Below are 13,349 nucleotides of genomic sequence, written 5' to 3' on the forward strand. Positions count from 1 at the left end.
GGGCATCATCTCCACCGAGGTCGCGCCGTTCGGCGGGGTCAAGGAAAGCGGCAACGGTCGCGAGGGCTCCAAATACGGCATCGAGGATTATCTCGAGGTCAAATACCTCTGCATGGGCGGAATCTGAGCGCCTTGCCACACGGTCGCCGCGACAACAAAAAGCCGGGCCAGCAAGGCCCGGCTTTTTTCATGTGCGGGAAGAAAATCAGGCCTGGAAGTAGTCCTTGGTCAACACAGCCACCTCGGTCCTGTTACGGGCCTTGAGCTTTCGCATGATGTGACGCAGGTGAACCTTGACGGTGTGCTCGCTCATCTTGAGTTCGAACGCGATCCGCTTGTTGGCCATCCCCTGACACAGTGCGCCAACGACCATCATCTGCCGCTTGGTGAGAAGCTCGGTCGCCCGAGATGTCGCCTCCTGCTTGTTCTGAGTGAATTCGAGACTGCTGGCCGGCACGAATGTGCCGCCGGCCTCCACGCGGCGAACAGCTTCGACCGCGACGTCGAAGGGCAGACTGGTCGGGATGTAGCCCCGCGCGCCGCTCTTGAGCGTGCGCATGACATAGCTCGCGTCATCGATATCCGACATCACCACGATCGGAACATTGTCCGCGACGGAATCGACAAACTGAAGGTCAGCCATGCTGGACGCCTTGGCGCCGTCCATGAACAGGATGATCACCGTGGGGGCCTGGATATTTCGTTCCGCGTTGTTCGCCCAGTCGCTGATGCACGAGAAATCGAAAACGTCGTGTCCCTCGTAAGAGGCTTCCAGACACCGGACAAAGCAATCGCGAAACAGGGCGTGTGGATGGACGACAACGATCCCGGGCTTTCCCGACCGCATCGACCGATGCTCAAGGCCGTTGATAACGGTGGTGCGTGGCGGCACTTCGTTGGGCCGGGCAGAACGTCTGAAATCGATACGAGCCTTTTGCGCCGGAGAGTCCAGCTCCTGACAAGTCGCTTCATCGGCGGCGCGGCGCGATCGGAGCGGATCGCAGGTGAGGCTCGTGGATGATGGCGAAAGCGGGCTGTCAGTTTGGCCTGACGGCGGATGGACTAACCGCGATGCCTCATCGCCGGACGGTTGAGGAGAGGCCAGCCCACGAGGGGAGCTGGTTGCGGGCTGATCGATGTGACGGGGAGCAATCGCCGTATGGGACAGCGGTTCTGACAGATTGTTGAGAACTTGCGGCTTCTTGCGAAGAGAAAATGAATCGCCGGCGATACTCATGGCACGCACCTGACTCAAAACTTGGGTCGCTATAATTCCTAGAAACGCAATTTAAATGACGGATTTTTTGAAATTGGTTTGAGTGGAAACTAACGCTCTTTTTTGCATCCCTGCAATGCTTTTGTATGACAGCGGGTTCCGGTTTGCCGGGTGGCGCGGGTCAGAGTTTCATTCAATCAGTTGGTTACTGCCTCTTTCAAATAGTCGTGTGATGCTGGCATGCCACGCTCCATGACAGCAGTTGGTTTAATCGCGATTGCATGCTGCGCTCGGTACCTCGGTTGGGAACAGGATCAAAGCTGCGCTCGGACACGCAATCCCTGACGTGCGAGGCGATGGCCGCATGCTGCGATCCGGCAGCCGTCCGCCCTGCCTCGCAACAGGGTAAAGAAGCGCTCGCCGCCCGGAGGTCCTAGACCGGCGCTCCTCCCAAGGAGGCTTCCGCGATATCAGTTTGGTGCCGCGCGCTGAATTGGCTAAACAGTGCGAACATGACCAGACATCCTCTCGCGCTGATCGTCAGCCGGTTCAAACGCGAACCCTCCCGCACCGGTTCGCTGATCATCACTTTTTATGGCGATGCGATTCTGCCGCGTGGCGGCTCGGTCTGGCTCGGCACCTTGCTGCAGTTTCTCGAAATGCTGGAGATCGACGGCGGCGTGGTGCGCACGGCGGTGTCGCGGCTGGCCGCCGATGGCTGGCTCGATCGCGACAAGGTCGGCCGCAAGAGCTTTTACCGGCTGGCAAAACGGGGGCGGGAGCGGTTCGAGGCCGCCGTCGAGCACGTTTACAATCCCCATCCATCCGACTGGTCAGGACGGTTTGAAGTTCTGCTGATCGGAAACGGCGCCGATCGCGAGTCGTCGCGCACCGCGCTGATCGAGGCGGGGTTCGGTAATCCGATTCCCGGCGTCTGGGTGGCGCCGTCAGGTGTGCCGGTGCCGCCGGAAGCAGACGGTGCGATCCAGCTCGAGGCTTCGGCGGCGGAGGAGGCGGGCCGCCGTCTGATCAGCGAAAGCTGGTCACTGGAGCGGACGGCGGACTCCTATCGCAATTTCCTGAAAACCTTTTCGCCGTTGAAAGATTGGGCGGCGGGCACCGGCGCGCTCGATCCCGCCGATGCGCTGCTCGCCCGTATCCTGATGATCCATCACTATCGCCGCGTCATTTTGCGCGATCCGCTGTTGCCGGCGGCCTTGCTGCCGCCCGACTGGCCCGCTGCGGAGGCTCATCAGTTTTGCGGGCGAATGTATCAAGCCCTTTTGCCGGCTTCGGAAAAGTGGCTGAACGAGCACGGGGAAAGCCATTCCGGGCCGCTGCCTGCACCGGGGGCGGAACTCCGGCGTCGGTTCCCGGCATCATAACGTATTACATAATTTACTTGTGATCATATTTTTCTGTTATATATTTATCCCGTCTTAGGGAGACAGCCATGTACACTCAGGCCCTGAATGCGCCGGAGAGCGAAGAGCGCTTTGCCGAGGATGCCGAGAAGTCCGCCCGGTTCGAGGCGCGCGTCGCGGCAGAGGAAAAAATAGAGGCCAACGACTGGATGCCGGCGGCCTATCGCAAGACGCTGACGCGGCAGATTTCCCAGCATGCCCATTCCGAAATCGTCGGCATGCTGCCGGAAGGCAACTGGATCACCCGCGCGCCGACGCTGCGCCGCAAGGCCGCGCTGCTCGCCAAGGTGCAGGACGAGTGCGGCCACGGGCTTTATCTTTACGCCGCCGCCGAGACGCTCGGTACATCCCGCGAAGAGCTGGTCGACCAGATGCTCAGCGGGAAAGCGAAGTATTCCTCGATCTTCAATTATCCGACACTGACCTGGGCCGACATCGGCGCGATCGGCTGGCTGGTCGATGGCGCGGCGATCATGAACCAGATCCCGCTGTGCCGTTGCTCCTACGGCCCCTATGCCCGCGCCATGATCCGCGTCTGCAAGGAAGAGTCGTTCCATCAGCGTCAGGGTTACGAGATCATGATGACGCTGGCGAAAGGCACACCCGAGCAGAAGGCGATGGCGCAGAACGCGCTCGACCGCTGGTGGTGGCCGTGCCTGATGATGTTCGGCCCGCCGGATGGGCAGAGCCAGCATAGCGATCAATCGACGCGCTGGAAGATCAAGCGTTTTTCCAATGATGAACTCCGCCAGAAATTCGTCGATGCCACCGTGCCGCAGGCTCAGTATCTCGGCCTGACGATGCCCGATCCCGATCTCAAACTGAACGAAGAGACCGGCCATTGGGAATATGGTGCCATCGACTGGAACGAATTCCGCGAAGTGCTCTCCGGCAACGGACCGTGCAATCGCGATCGCATAGCTGCGCGCCGCAAGGCTCACGATGAGGGTGCGTGGGTTCGCGAGGCTGCAGTGGCCTATGCTGAAAAACAACAGGCTCGCCGCGCCGCCACGGCGCAGGCTGCCGAGTAGGTCGGAGAGAACCATGACCGTGCAGAATATCCAGCTCTGGGAAGTGTTTATCCGCAGCCGCAACGGGCTGGCGCACAAGCATGTCGGCTCGCTCCATGCCACCGACGCCACGTTGGCATTGCTGGCCGCGCGCGACATCTATACGCGGCGCGGCGAGGGCCTTTCGGTGTGGGTGGTCCCGTCGAACGCCATCGTCGCCTCCGATCCGTCGGAGAAGGACATGATGTTCGAGCCGGCGATATCGAAGATCTACCGGCATCCCACGTTCTACGATGTGCCCGAGGAAGTCGGGCATATGTGATTTGTCATGGCCGGGCTTGTCCCGGCCATCCACGTCTTTCAAAGATTCAGTAAGGCGTGAGTGTCCGCGATAAGCGCGAGCATGACGGGTGCCAAGACCAGCTCTTCAGAACAAGGTTGCTTATGGCCATCGCCTCCATCTCCGTTACTGAAAGTCCATTGGTGCTGTACACGCTGCGCCGCGCCGACGATGCGCTGATCCTCGGTCATCGGCTGTCAGAATGGTGCGGCCACGCGCCGATGATGGAAGAGGACATGGCGCTCGCCAATATGGGCCTCGACCTGATCGGCCAGGCACGTGAGCTTTATAGCTATGCCGCCAAGGTGGAAGGCGCCGGCAACGACGAAGACAAGTTCGCCTATCTGCGCGACGTGCGGCAGTATCGCAATCTGCTGCTGGTCGAGCAGCCCAATGGCGATTTCGCCCACACCATTGTCCGCCAGTTTGTTTATTCAGCGTTCGCCGACCCGTACTGGCGCGCGATGATGGCCTCGAAAGATGCGACGCTGGCCGCAATCGCCGCCAAATCCGAAAAGGAAAGCGCCTATCACCTGCGTCATTGCTCCGAATGGGTGATCCGCCTCGGCGATGGAACCGATGAAAGCCATCGCCGCGCGCAGGACGCGGTCGACAATCTGTGGGCTTTCACAGGCGAGATGTTCCACACCGACGCCAGCGATGCCGAACTGATCTCGAACGGCATCGCGGTCGATCCCGAGAGTTTGCGAAATCAGTGGTTGCGTACGGTGACCGACGTGCTTTCCGTTGCGACGCTCGATATACCAAAAAGCGACTGGATGCAGAAGGGCGGCCGCAGCGGCAGCCACACCGAACATCTCGGTCATCTTCTCAGCGAGCTGCAATCGCTGCAGCGCAGCTTCCCGGGCGCGACATGGTGACCTCCACCCATAACGCCGATTTGCGTCAGCGTGTCTGGGACGCCGCGGCGCAGGTGGTCGATCCGGAGATTCCGGTTCTGACCATTGCCGATCTCGGCGTGTTGCGAGATGTGACGGTGACCGGCGACGGCGTCGAGGTCGCGATCACGCCGACTTATTCCGGCTGTCCGGCGATGAACATGATCGCACTGGAAATCGAACTCGCGCTGGAGCGCGAAGGCATCCGCAATCCGACAATCCGCACCGTGCTGTCGCCGGCGTGGACAACCGACTGGATGAGTGAGCAGGGCCGCCGCAAGCTGAAGGATTACGGCATCGCGCCTCCGCAGGCCGGTGGTGGCCGCCGCGCACTGTTTGGCGAACAGCATGTGGCTTGTCCGCAATGTGGTTCGGTCGATACTGAAGTGTTGTCCGAATTCGGCTCGACCTCATGCAAGGCGTTGTGGCGCTGCAAGGCCTGCCGCGAACCGTTCGACTATTTCAAGTGTCATTAACGCGTATTCCGCAAAAGTGGATACCGGTTTTGCGATCAGAATACGCGTCAACAGATCGACTTCAAATGTCCCACACTCCGAAATTCCATCGCCTTGCCATCCACGACCTGCGCCGCGAGACCTCCGACGCGGTCTCGATGACATTCGCCATTCCAGATGAACTGGCGGAGGATTACGCCTTCACGCCGGGGCAATATCTCACGTTGCGCACCTCGCTGGACGGCGAGGAAGTGCGCCGGTCTTATTCGATCTGCTCTAGCCCGGACGATCGCGAATTGCGGATCGCGGTCAAGAAGGTCGATGGCGGTGCGTTCTCAAGCTGGGCGCTTGATGAGCTCAAGTCCGGCGACGAACTCGATGTGATGACGCCGACCGGGCGTTTCGGCGTCGCGCACGCGCCGGAGGAGGCGCGGGTCCATGTCGGCTTCGCTGCCGGCTCCGGCATCACGCCGATCCTGTCGATTGTGCGCGGCGTTCTTGCCCGCGAGCCGCACAGCCGATTTTTCCTGTTCTACGGCAACCGAGCTACCAACGGCATCCTGTTTCGCGAAACGCTGGAGGAATTGAAAGACCGCTTCATGGGCCGGCTGTCGGTGTTCCATGTGCTGTCGCAGGAGGAGCAGGATCTTCCCATTCTTCACGGCCGGCTCGACCGCGACAAGGTGAGTGTGCTGTTGCGCGCGATGGTGCCTGCCGCGGCAGTGGATCATGTGTTCGTCTGTGGACCGGTCGCCATGAGCGAGGAGATCGAGGCGACATGTATCGACCTCGGTATTGCCGCCGAGCGGATTCACGTCGAACGCTTCGTCTCGGAATTCGGCGGCAAGCCGCGGCCGAAAGTCGTGATCGCGCCGGAGGCGCCGCCCAAGGCGATTGCCTCATTGATCGTCGACGGCAAGCGCAAGGATGTGCCGGTTGCGGAAGGCGAAGCCATTCTCGATGCCGCGCTGCGCGCAGGCATGGATCTGCCCTATGCCTGCAAGGGTGGCATGTGCAGCACCTGTCGCGCCAAGATCGTCGAGGGCGAGACGCGGATGGATGTCAATTATTCGCTGGAGCCGTGGGAGCTTGAGGCGGGCTTCGTGTTGACCTGTCAGGCTCATCCGGTGTCGGAGCGCGTCGTGGTCGATTACGACCAGATGTAAGCGGCGCTATTTGGCGTCGCGCATCAGGGCGTAGGCGGTTTGTGCCATCGCCACCGGGCGCTCGTCGCCATCCACTTTCAAAGTCACGCTGCCGAACGCCATGGTTTTGCCGGCGCGCACGACACGGGCTTCCGCGAGCACGTCGGCTTTCGCGGCGGGCCGCAGGAAATGGATCGACTGGTCGACCGTGGTCATCGGGATATAGCTGCCGACCGCGCCGGACACCGCGAACACCATCGCGGTATCGGCAAGGCTCATCAGTGCCTGGCCGCAGATCACGCCGTTGTCGCGGCAGAGCTTGTCCGAGAATTTCATCCGCAGCACGGCGGCGTCAGCGCTGACGCTCTCAACCGACAGATCGAGGTCCTGCACCCACCGGGCGAATACCGTATTCAGCAGGTCGGTGGCGGCGGTCGTATCGAACGTCGTCATGGAATGTCCTTGTAATGCGGATCAGGTGAGGGTGACGGGAAGCGATGTGAAGCCGCGAAACCGGGCGCGTCGCGCGCGCTGTGCCAAGCCTGCGGCAGCGAAGCGAGGGAAGCGCGCCATGAAGCGGCCGATGGCGATGCGGCCTTCCAGGCGCGCAAGGTTCAGCCCGACGCAGGCATGCGGACCCGACGCAAACGCCAGATGACGATTTGGCGCGCGTCCGATGTCGAGGCGATCGGGATTCTCGAATTGCGCCGGGTCGCGGTTGGCCGCGCCGATGCACAGCGTGATGAGCGTGCCTTCGGGGATGACGACCTCATCGAGCGTGGTGTCCTGGGTAACGCGGCGGTTGCCGAGCTGGTTGGAGCTTTCGAACCGCAGGAACTCCTCGATCGCTGGCTTGATCAATGATGGCTCGTCGATCAGACGCTGCCGCTCGCCGGGATAGCGCAGCATCAGTTCGAGACCATTGCCGATCAGGTTGCTGGTGGTCTCGTGTCCGGCGTTGAGGACGAAGATGCAATTCTGCAGCAGTTCGATTTCGCTGAGACGTTCGCCATTGGTCTCGCCCTGGATCAGACGTGTGAGCACGTCGCGCTCGGAGTCACCGGGGTTGCGACGGCGCTCGGTGACAAGTTGCTTCAGGTAGGCGAGGAATTCATCGACCGCCCGTTCTCCGGCACTCTGAACCTCCGGCGACAGCACTGGCTCGAGCGCGCCGAGGATCGCCAGCGACCAGCCGCGCAGCGGGCCGCGATCTGCGTGAGGCACCGCGAGCAGATTGCCGATCACTTCCACCGGAATCGCGGCGGCGAAATCCGCGATCAGGTCGGCATGGCCCTTGGCTTCCATGTCATCGAGCAGGCGATCGACGAGCGCGACCAATGCCGGCTCCATCTCGGCGATGGCGCGCGGGTTGAGCGCGCCGGCGATCAGGCGGCGAACGCGCGTATGCAGCGGCGGATCGTTGAACACCAGGCTGGTGGTGTGATGTTGATAGAGCAGTGAGCCGGTGCCGTATTTCGGTGCGAACTCGATCTTCTTGTCCGAGCTGAATCGTGCCGTGTCTTTATAAATGGCCTCAAGATCGCGATGCCGGGTCAGGAACAGCGATCCGTCCGCCATGCGGTGGATCGGGTCGCCGTCCTGCAGTGCGCGATAGGTCGGATAGGGGTCGGCATAGAAAGAATCCGGCAGGTCCTTCAGCGAGAACCCGCGAACGATCTCCAAGGTGTCAGCATCGCCTGCCGGCATCATCGCGCGATCTCCTGGCCGTTTCGGCTCAACTCAGGATGTCGTTGATCTGCACCACGGCCTGCGCGTTGGTAAAGTTCGGGATGTCGGCAAAGATTTCCTTGCCGTGCGCCTTGCCCGCGGCCTTGAAATCGTCGAGCGAGCCGAAGGTTAGCAGCGCCATCATTTGATAATCCGCCGCGCTGCCGTCGGGCTTGGCGGCGCCGCGCAGCACCTGCGCGCTTTTGAGCCCATGCTGGGCCCAGCGCTCTCTCACCAGCGGCATGTGCTTCTGCAGATAGTAATCGGTGTCGAATTTGGTCTGTGCCCCGGCGGGATACATCACTGTGACGAGAATCATGGGCGTTTCCTCCGTTATGATTGTTGTTGCTCAGGCTTTCGGCCGAACCGCGTTCATTGTCAGGAGTTCATAGGTCGCCGCGGTTTCGCCGGTGCCGGTGGTGATTTCGACATCCCAGCGCACCTCGCCGTATTGCGTGTTGCGCGGTGATTTTTCCTTCGCCGTCAGGCGAACCCTGATGCTTTCGCCGGGTTGGAGCGGCTTGATGAAGCGCAGCGAGTCGAGCCCGTAGTTGGCGAGCACCGGGCCGGGGTCAGGATCGACGAATAGGCCGGCCGCGAACGACAGCAGCAGATAGCCGTGCGCGACGCGGCCGGGGAAGAACGGATGGCCCTTGGTCGCTTCTTCGTCCATGTGGGCATAGAAGGTGTCGCCCGTGAAATGGGCGAAATGTTCGATGTCTTCGAGCGTGATCGTGCGCTCCGTCGAATAGAAGGTCTGGCCGATGTCGAGATCCTCGAAGTGATAGCGGAACGGATGGCGATCTTTCTCGACGACCGGTGCGCCCTTGCTCCAGCTTCCGGTCACCCTGGTCAGCATCGCGGGGGATCCCTGCACGGCGGTGCGTTGCATGTAGTGATGCAGGCTGCGAATGCCGCCGAGTTCCTCGCCGCCGCCTGCGCGGCCGGGACCGCCGTGAACCATCTGCGGCATCGGCGAGCCGTGGCCGGTCTGTTCCTTGGCGCAGTCGCGGTCGATCAGCACGAGCCGGCCGTGGAATGTGCCGATGCCGAAGACCAGATCGGCCGCGGTGCGTGGATCGTAGGTGTAAACCGAGGCGACCAGGCTGCCGCCGCCACGATTGGTGAGCGCGATGGCGTTTTCGAGCGTGTCGTAGCCCATCACGGTGGAGACTGGTCCGAACGCTTCGACCGATTGGACCTGCGTGGCGCGAACAGGATCGGCGCAATGCAGGAGCAGCGGCGGGATGAATGCGCCGCGCGTGACATCGGCGCCCTCGACCGTGAAGTTGTCCGGATCGCCGAAAACGAGTTCGGCCTCGGTGCGCAGCTTGGCGACATGCGCCAGTACATCCCGGCGCTGATCGAGACCGACGACAGGACCCATGCGGACGGTTTCAAGCTCAGGATTGCCCATAGTGACCTTTGCAAGCCGTTCGCGCAGCGCGGCGATCACCGCATCGACATACGCCGAAGGCGCCAGCGCGCGGCGGATTGCGGTGCATTTCTGCCCGGCCTTGACCGTCATCTCCTTCGCCACTTCCTTGACGAACAGGTCGAACTCCGGCGTGCCGGGGATGGCGTCGGGCGCAAGGATTGCGGCGTTGAGCGAGTCGCGCTCGGCGACAAAGCGCACCGCCTCGCGTGCGATCACCGGGTGACGCTGCAGCATCTCGGAGGTCGCAGCCGAGCCTGTGAATGAGACGGCATCCTGACAGGTGAGGTGGTCGAACAGGTCGCCGGTCGAGCCCACGATGAATTGCAGCGCGCCTTCTGGCAAAATTCCGGACTCGGCGATCATTCGCGCCAGTGCGTGAGCGACATAGGATGTGACAGTCGCCGGTTTGGTGACGACCGGAACGCCGGCGAGCAAAGCGGGCGCCAGCTTTTCCAGCAGACCCCAGCAGGGAAAGTTGAACGCATTGATGTGCACCGCGACACCATGCAATGACGTCACGATATGCTGTCCGGCGAATGTGCCGCCCTTGCCGAGCTGTTCGGGCGCGCCATCGATCAGGAAGGTCGAATTCGGCAGTTCACGCCGCCCCTTGCCTGCATAGACGAACAGTGTGCCGATACCGCCGTCGACATCGATCATGTTATCGGTTCGGGTTGCGCCGGTTTGGAACGATAGTTTGTAGAGCTGGTCTTTCCGCTCGGTCAGGTATTGTGCCAGCTTCTTCAGCAGGTCGGCGCGTTGATGGAAAGTGAGGCGTCGCAGATTCGGTCCGCCGGTGTTGCGCGCATAGGCCAGCACCTCGCGCATATCGAGTCCGCCACTCGTCGCCTGTGCCACCGTATCGCCGGTCACGGCGCTGCGGATATCGGTGATGTCCTTGCCAGGAGCGACCCATTGTCCGCGAACATAGCTTTCGAGTTTCATGGTGTGCTCTGTTGTTGGCGCCGAACGGCACGTGTGAACCGTTCACTCGGCTGCGGTGATGCGTTTGGCGGAAGAGGGCGTTTGCCCGGAGATGTTGCGCGTGCCATCGGCGATCAGCCGGGTGACGAGATCGGCGTAGTCGGCGCGGCTGACGGGGCCGTTTGCCTTGAACCAGAGGTAGTGCCAGTTGATCATGCCGAATAGCGACATCGTCACGGGCTTGAGCATCCGCGTGCCTTTCAGCTGCGGCGCGACGCCGATGACTGCATCGGAGAAAATCGTAACCAGATCGCGCTCCATGCCCTTCAGTTCGGTCTGCCGCTCGGCCGGCAGGAAACGCATACTGCTGATTTGCACATTGTGCTGCGAATCCGCGTCGCGATAGGCTTCGAGCAAGGCGCCGGCCAGTTCGCGAAGACGCTCCCTCGGCGGCAGATCGGGGCGGTCGGCCGCCTCGACCACCTCGATCAGTTCCTCGAGATGGAAGCGGATGACGTCGAACAGCAGTGCTTCCTTGTCCTTATAGTAGTGATAGAGGTTCGCTTTCGACACACGGCAGGCTTCGGCGATCTTGTTCATCGAGGCACGGTCGTAGCCGTGCTCGGAAAACAGTTCCGCCGAGCGATTAAGGATCGCCCGCCGCTTGTCGTCGTAGTCGCTGGCGCGAGTGCGTGCCATGTCGGGTCTTGTTTCCTTATTCCTTGGGCCTGCGATCGACGATGCGGCGGGCCTTGCCGAGCGAACGTTCGATGCTTTCCGGATCGAGCACGCTGACTTTCGCCGTTATGCCGATGGTGTCCTTGATCGCCTGTTCGAGACGGCTGGCGGCTGCCTTGCGGACCTCGGTTGCAGCGGCGTCGGGCCGAGCCTCGATCAGAATTTCCATCTGGTCCATGCGCCCCTCGCGCGTCAGCACGATCTGGTAGTGCATGGACAGGGCAGGGATGGTGAGCAGCTTTTCCTCGATCTGGGTCGGGAACACGTTGACGCCGCGCACGATCATCATGTCGTCGGAACGGCCGGTGACCTTCTCCATTCGCCGCAGGGCGCGTGCGGTGCCGGGCAGCAGCCGCGTCAGATCGCGGGTGCGATAGCGGATGATCGGCATCGCTTCCTTGGTCAGCGAGGTAAATACCAGTTCGCCTTTCTCGCCGTCGGGCAACACCTTGCCGGTCACCGGATCGATCACCTCTGGATAGAAGTGATCTTCCCAGATGTGCAGGCCATCCTTGGTCTCGACGCATTCGCTGGCGACGCCGGGGCCTATCACCTCCGAGAGGCCGTAAATGTCGACGGCATGGAGGTCGAACGCTTCCTCGATTTCCTCGCGCATCGCATTGGTCCACGGTTCGGCGCCGAAAATGCCGACGCGCAGCGATGATTTGCGCGGGTCGAGACCCTGTTTGCGGAATTCATCGAGGATCGCCAGCATGTAGGACGGCGTCACCATGATGATGTCGGGTTTGAAATCGTTGATGAGCTGGACCTGACGCTCGGTCATGCCGCCCGACACCGGGATGACTGTGCAGCCGAGCCGTTCCGCGCCGTAGTGCGCGCCGAGACCGCCGGTGAACAGGCCGTAACCATAGGCGACGTGAACCTTCATGCCCGGCCGCGCGCCGGCGGCACGGATCGAACGGGCGACCACGTCGCTCCAGACATCGATGTCGCCTTTGGTGTAACCGACCACGGTCGGCTTTCCGGTGGTGCCCGATGACGCGTGAATGCGCGCGATTTCCGATTCCGGAACGGCGAACATGCCGAACGGATAGTTCGCGCGCAGGTCCGCCTTGACGGTGAACGGAAATTTGGCGAGGTCGCCGATGTCCTTGAAGTCATCGGGATGGACACCCGCAGCCTTGAACGCAGCAGAGTAGTGCGGGACTTTCTCGAAGGCCCGGCGCAGCGTCCAGCGGAGCCGTTCGCGCTGCCAGGCGCGCAATTCGTCCTGCGAGGCGGTCTCGTAGCGGTCGAGGTCGGCCGGCTGCGGCTTGAGTTGCGAAAGTTTGCGCAGGGGAATCTGAAGCAAGGCGGGCTCCGTTTCGGCTTTATCGGGATTCGTCTGTATGGGGCGTGAGCAATTCGCCCGAGATTGTTCGCGAGTGTCCGCGAAATTCGGCGACCACGACGTCGCGGCTGTCGCGCACGGTCACGTCGTAGATGCCGCTGCGCCCGCTCTTCGAACGCTCGATGGCGTGGGCGGTGAGGACTTCGCCTTCCTGAACGGCACGGATGAACGTTACGGCGCATTGTTGCGCGACCGTGCGCTGGTTGTAGGTGTTGCAGGCGAAAGCGAAGGTCGAATCCGCCAGCGTGAACATGAAGCCGCCGTGGCAGATGCCGTGGCCGTTGGTCATGTCGCGGCGGACCGGCATCGAGATCACCGCTTCGCCCGGGGCAATGCGCACAATGGTCATGCCGAGCGCCTTGCTGGCCCGATCGTCCGCCCACATCTTGCTTGCGCAGGCCTCCGCCAACGCGCGCGGATCAAGGTCGTCCGTCTTGTTCTGCGCGTCCATCACGGCCTCCCGCCAGTCGTGAACGGGCCGGCGCAATGCGTGTTTCGAGGTGCGGTAAAAACCGGCTGTCTCACCAAATGTCCTCCCGCATCGGCCTGTTGATGACGGCCGTATGCCGCGCGACAATACTATTGACCAACCGTCCGGTCAATTATATTGAAGCAGACAGAAGCAGATCGCGGGATATGGGACGATAGTCCCATGTGACGGACAAGATTTGCCGGGCAAGC

The 13,349-nt window shown here is 61.8% G+C and carries 15 protein-coding genes; 7 read left to right on the forward strand and 8 right to left on the reverse strand.

What is annotated here, in order from left to right; genetic code table 11:
* Positions 1 to 127, forward strand: a 127-nt coding sequence (locus ASC80_RS23870; protein WP_156464468.1) for an aldehyde dehydrogenase family protein, incomplete at its 5' end; no start/stop codon positions are given.
* Between the two features lie 78 nt (positions 128 to 205).
* Here ASC80_RS23870 and ASC80_RS24475 read toward each other — a convergent pair.
* On the reverse strand, positions 206 to 847 hold the full coding sequence (locus tag ASC80_RS24475) for a response regulator transcription factor (RefSeq protein WP_244487325.1): 642 nt from the start codon (positions 845 to 847) through the stop codon (positions 206 to 208).
* Between the two features lie 881 nt (positions 848 to 1,728).
* Between ASC80_RS24475 and paaX the strand changes: the two genes are divergently transcribed.
* The 6 genes from paaX (at position 1,729) to paaE (ending at position 6,510) form a co-directional block, all read left to right on the forward strand.
* Complete coding sequence (gene paaX / locus ASC80_RS19640; RefSeq protein ID WP_056301113.1) at positions 1,729 to 2,601, forward strand: phenylacetic acid degradation operon negative regulatory protein PaaX; 873 nt, start codon at positions 1,729 to 1,731, stop codon at positions 2,599 to 2,601.
* A gap of 68 nt (positions 2,602 to 2,669) precedes the next feature.
* Positions 2,670 to 3,671: a 1,2-phenylacetyl-CoA epoxidase subunit PaaA gene (gene paaA, locus ASC80_RS19645; RefSeq protein ID WP_056301116.1), complete on the forward strand. Its 1,002-nt coding sequence runs from the start codon at positions 2,670 to 2,672 to the stop codon at positions 3,669 to 3,671.
* 13 nt (positions 3,672 to 3,684) lie between these two features.
* Positions 3,685 to 3,972 (forward strand): 1,2-phenylacetyl-CoA epoxidase subunit PaaB, encoded by a 288-nt coding sequence (gene paaB / locus ASC80_RS19650; RefSeq protein ID WP_056301119.1) that lies wholly within the window; start codon positions 3,685 to 3,687, stop codon positions 3,970 to 3,972.
* Between the two features lie 122 nt (positions 3,973 to 4,094).
* The gene (paaC, locus tag ASC80_RS19655) at positions 4,095 to 4,871 is read left to right on the forward strand and encodes a 1,2-phenylacetyl-CoA epoxidase subunit PaaC (protein WP_056301122.1); all 777 of its coding nucleotides are present in this window, start codon (positions 4,095 to 4,097) and stop codon (positions 4,869 to 4,871) included.
* Positions 4,865 to 5,365, forward strand: a complete 501-nt coding sequence (paaD, locus tag ASC80_RS19660; protein WP_056301127.1) for a 1,2-phenylacetyl-CoA epoxidase subunit PaaD — start codon at positions 4,865 to 4,867, stop codon at positions 5,363 to 5,365. Before paaC ends, paaD begins: the two co-directional genes overlap by 7 nt.
* 65 nt (positions 5,366 to 5,430) lie before the next feature.
* The gene (gene paaE, locus ASC80_RS19665; RefSeq protein ID WP_056301130.1) at positions 5,431 to 6,510 is read left to right on the forward strand and encodes a 1,2-phenylacetyl-CoA epoxidase subunit PaaE; all 1,080 of its coding nucleotides are present in this window, start codon (positions 5,431 to 5,433) and stop codon (positions 6,508 to 6,510) included.
* Between the two features lie 6 nt (positions 6,511 to 6,516).
* On the opposite strand, the gene ASC80_RS19670 is transcribed toward paaE, so the two are convergent.
* Genes ASC80_RS19670 through paaI form a run of 7 tightly spaced genes read right to left on the reverse strand, consistent with a single transcriptional unit; the run spans position 6,517 to position 13,119 of the window.
* Positions 6,517 to 6,942, reverse strand: coding sequence for a PaaI family thioesterase (locus ASC80_RS19670; RefSeq protein ID WP_056301133.1), 426 nt, complete (start codon positions 6,940 to 6,942; stop codon positions 6,517 to 6,519).
* A gap of 21 nt (positions 6,943 to 6,963) precedes the next feature.
* On the reverse strand, positions 6,964 to 8,199 hold the full coding sequence (locus ASC80_RS19675; protein ID WP_082512687.1) for a cytochrome P450: 1,236 nt from the start codon (positions 8,197 to 8,199) through the stop codon (positions 6,964 to 6,966).
* A 25-nt stretch (positions 8,200 to 8,224) separates the two neighbouring features.
* Complete coding sequence (locus tag ASC80_RS19680) at positions 8,225 to 8,536, reverse strand: EthD family reductase (protein ID WP_056301136.1); 312 nt, start codon at positions 8,534 to 8,536, stop codon at positions 8,225 to 8,227.
* Positions 8,537 to 8,566: 30 nt separating this feature from the next.
* The gene (gene paaZ / locus ASC80_RS19685) at positions 8,567 to 10,600 is read right to left on the reverse strand and encodes a phenylacetic acid degradation bifunctional protein PaaZ (RefSeq protein ID WP_056301138.1); all 2,034 of its coding nucleotides are present in this window, start codon (positions 10,598 to 10,600) and stop codon (positions 8,567 to 8,569) included.
* 42 nt (positions 10,601 to 10,642) lie between these two features.
* Positions 10,643 to 11,278, reverse strand: coding sequence for a TetR/AcrR family transcriptional regulator (locus tag ASC80_RS19690; protein ID WP_056301142.1), 636 nt, complete (start codon positions 11,276 to 11,278; stop codon positions 10,643 to 10,645).
* 16 nt (positions 11,279 to 11,294) lie between these two features.
* The gene (paaK, locus tag ASC80_RS19695) at positions 11,295 to 12,629 is read right to left on the reverse strand and encodes a phenylacetate--CoA ligase PaaK (protein ID WP_056301145.1); all 1,335 of its coding nucleotides are present in this window, start codon (positions 12,627 to 12,629) and stop codon (positions 11,295 to 11,297) included.
* A 19-nt stretch (positions 12,630 to 12,648) separates the two neighbouring features.
* Entirely contained in the window at positions 12,649 to 13,119 is a 471-nt protein-coding gene (paaI, locus tag ASC80_RS19700) for a hydroxyphenylacetyl-CoA thioesterase PaaI (RefSeq protein WP_056301147.1), read from the reverse strand.
* Between the last annotated feature and the right edge of the window lie 230 nt (positions 13,120 to 13,349).

This window comes from Afipia sp. Root123D2, from assembly GCF_001425835.1.
In the GTDB taxonomy this organism is placed as follows: domain Bacteria; phylum Pseudomonadota; class Alphaproteobacteria; order Rhizobiales; family Xanthobacteraceae; genus Afipia.

Bases quoted from the DNA above. Each gene is read 5' to 3' on its own strand.
- paaB (WP_056301119.1), top strand. From the start codon at position 3,685: ATGACCGTGCAGAATATCCAGCTCTGGGAAGTGTTTATCCGCAGCCGC.
- paaZ (WP_056301138.1), bottom strand. From the start codon at position 10,600: ATGAAACTCGAAAGCTATGTTCGCGGACAATGGGTCGCTCCTGGCAAG.
- paaD (WP_056301127.1), top strand. From the start codon at position 4,865: ATGGTGACCTCCACCCATAACGCCGATTTGCGTCAGCGTGTCTGGGAC.
- paaI (WP_056301147.1), bottom strand. From the start codon at position 13,119: ATGGACGCGCAGAACAAGACGGACGACCTTGATCCGCGCGCGTTGGCG.
- ASC80_RS19690 (WP_056301142.1), bottom strand. From the start codon at position 11,278: ATGGCACGCACTCGCGCCAGCGACTACGACGACAAGCGGCGGGCGATC.
- paaX (WP_056301113.1), top strand. From the start codon at position 1,729: ATGACCAGACATCCTCTCGCGCTGATCGTCAGCCGGTTCAAACGCGAA.
- ASC80_RS19670 (WP_056301133.1), bottom strand. From the start codon at position 6,942: ATGACGACGTTCGATACGACCGCCGCCACCGACCTGCTGAATACGGTA.
- paaE (WP_056301130.1), top strand. From the start codon at position 5,431: ATGTCCCACACTCCGAAATTCCATCGCCTTGCCATCCACGACCTGCGC.
- paaA (WP_056301116.1), top strand. From the start codon at position 2,670: ATGTACACTCAGGCCCTGAATGCGCCGGAGAGCGAAGAGCGCTTTGCC.
- ASC80_RS19680 (WP_056301136.1), bottom strand. From the start codon at position 8,536: ATGATTCTCGTCACAGTGATGTATCCCGCCGGGGCACAGACCAAATTC.
- ASC80_RS19675 (WP_082512687.1), bottom strand. From the start codon at position 8,199: ATGATGCCGGCAGGCGATGCTGACACCTTGGAGATCGTTCGCGGGTTC.
- ASC80_RS24475 (WP_244487325.1), bottom strand. From the start codon at position 847: ATGCGGTCGGGAAAGCCCGGGATCGTTGTCGTCCATCCACACGCCCTG.
- paaC (WP_056301122.1), top strand. From the start codon at position 4,095: ATGGCCATCGCCTCCATCTCCGTTACTGAAAGTCCATTGGTGCTGTAC.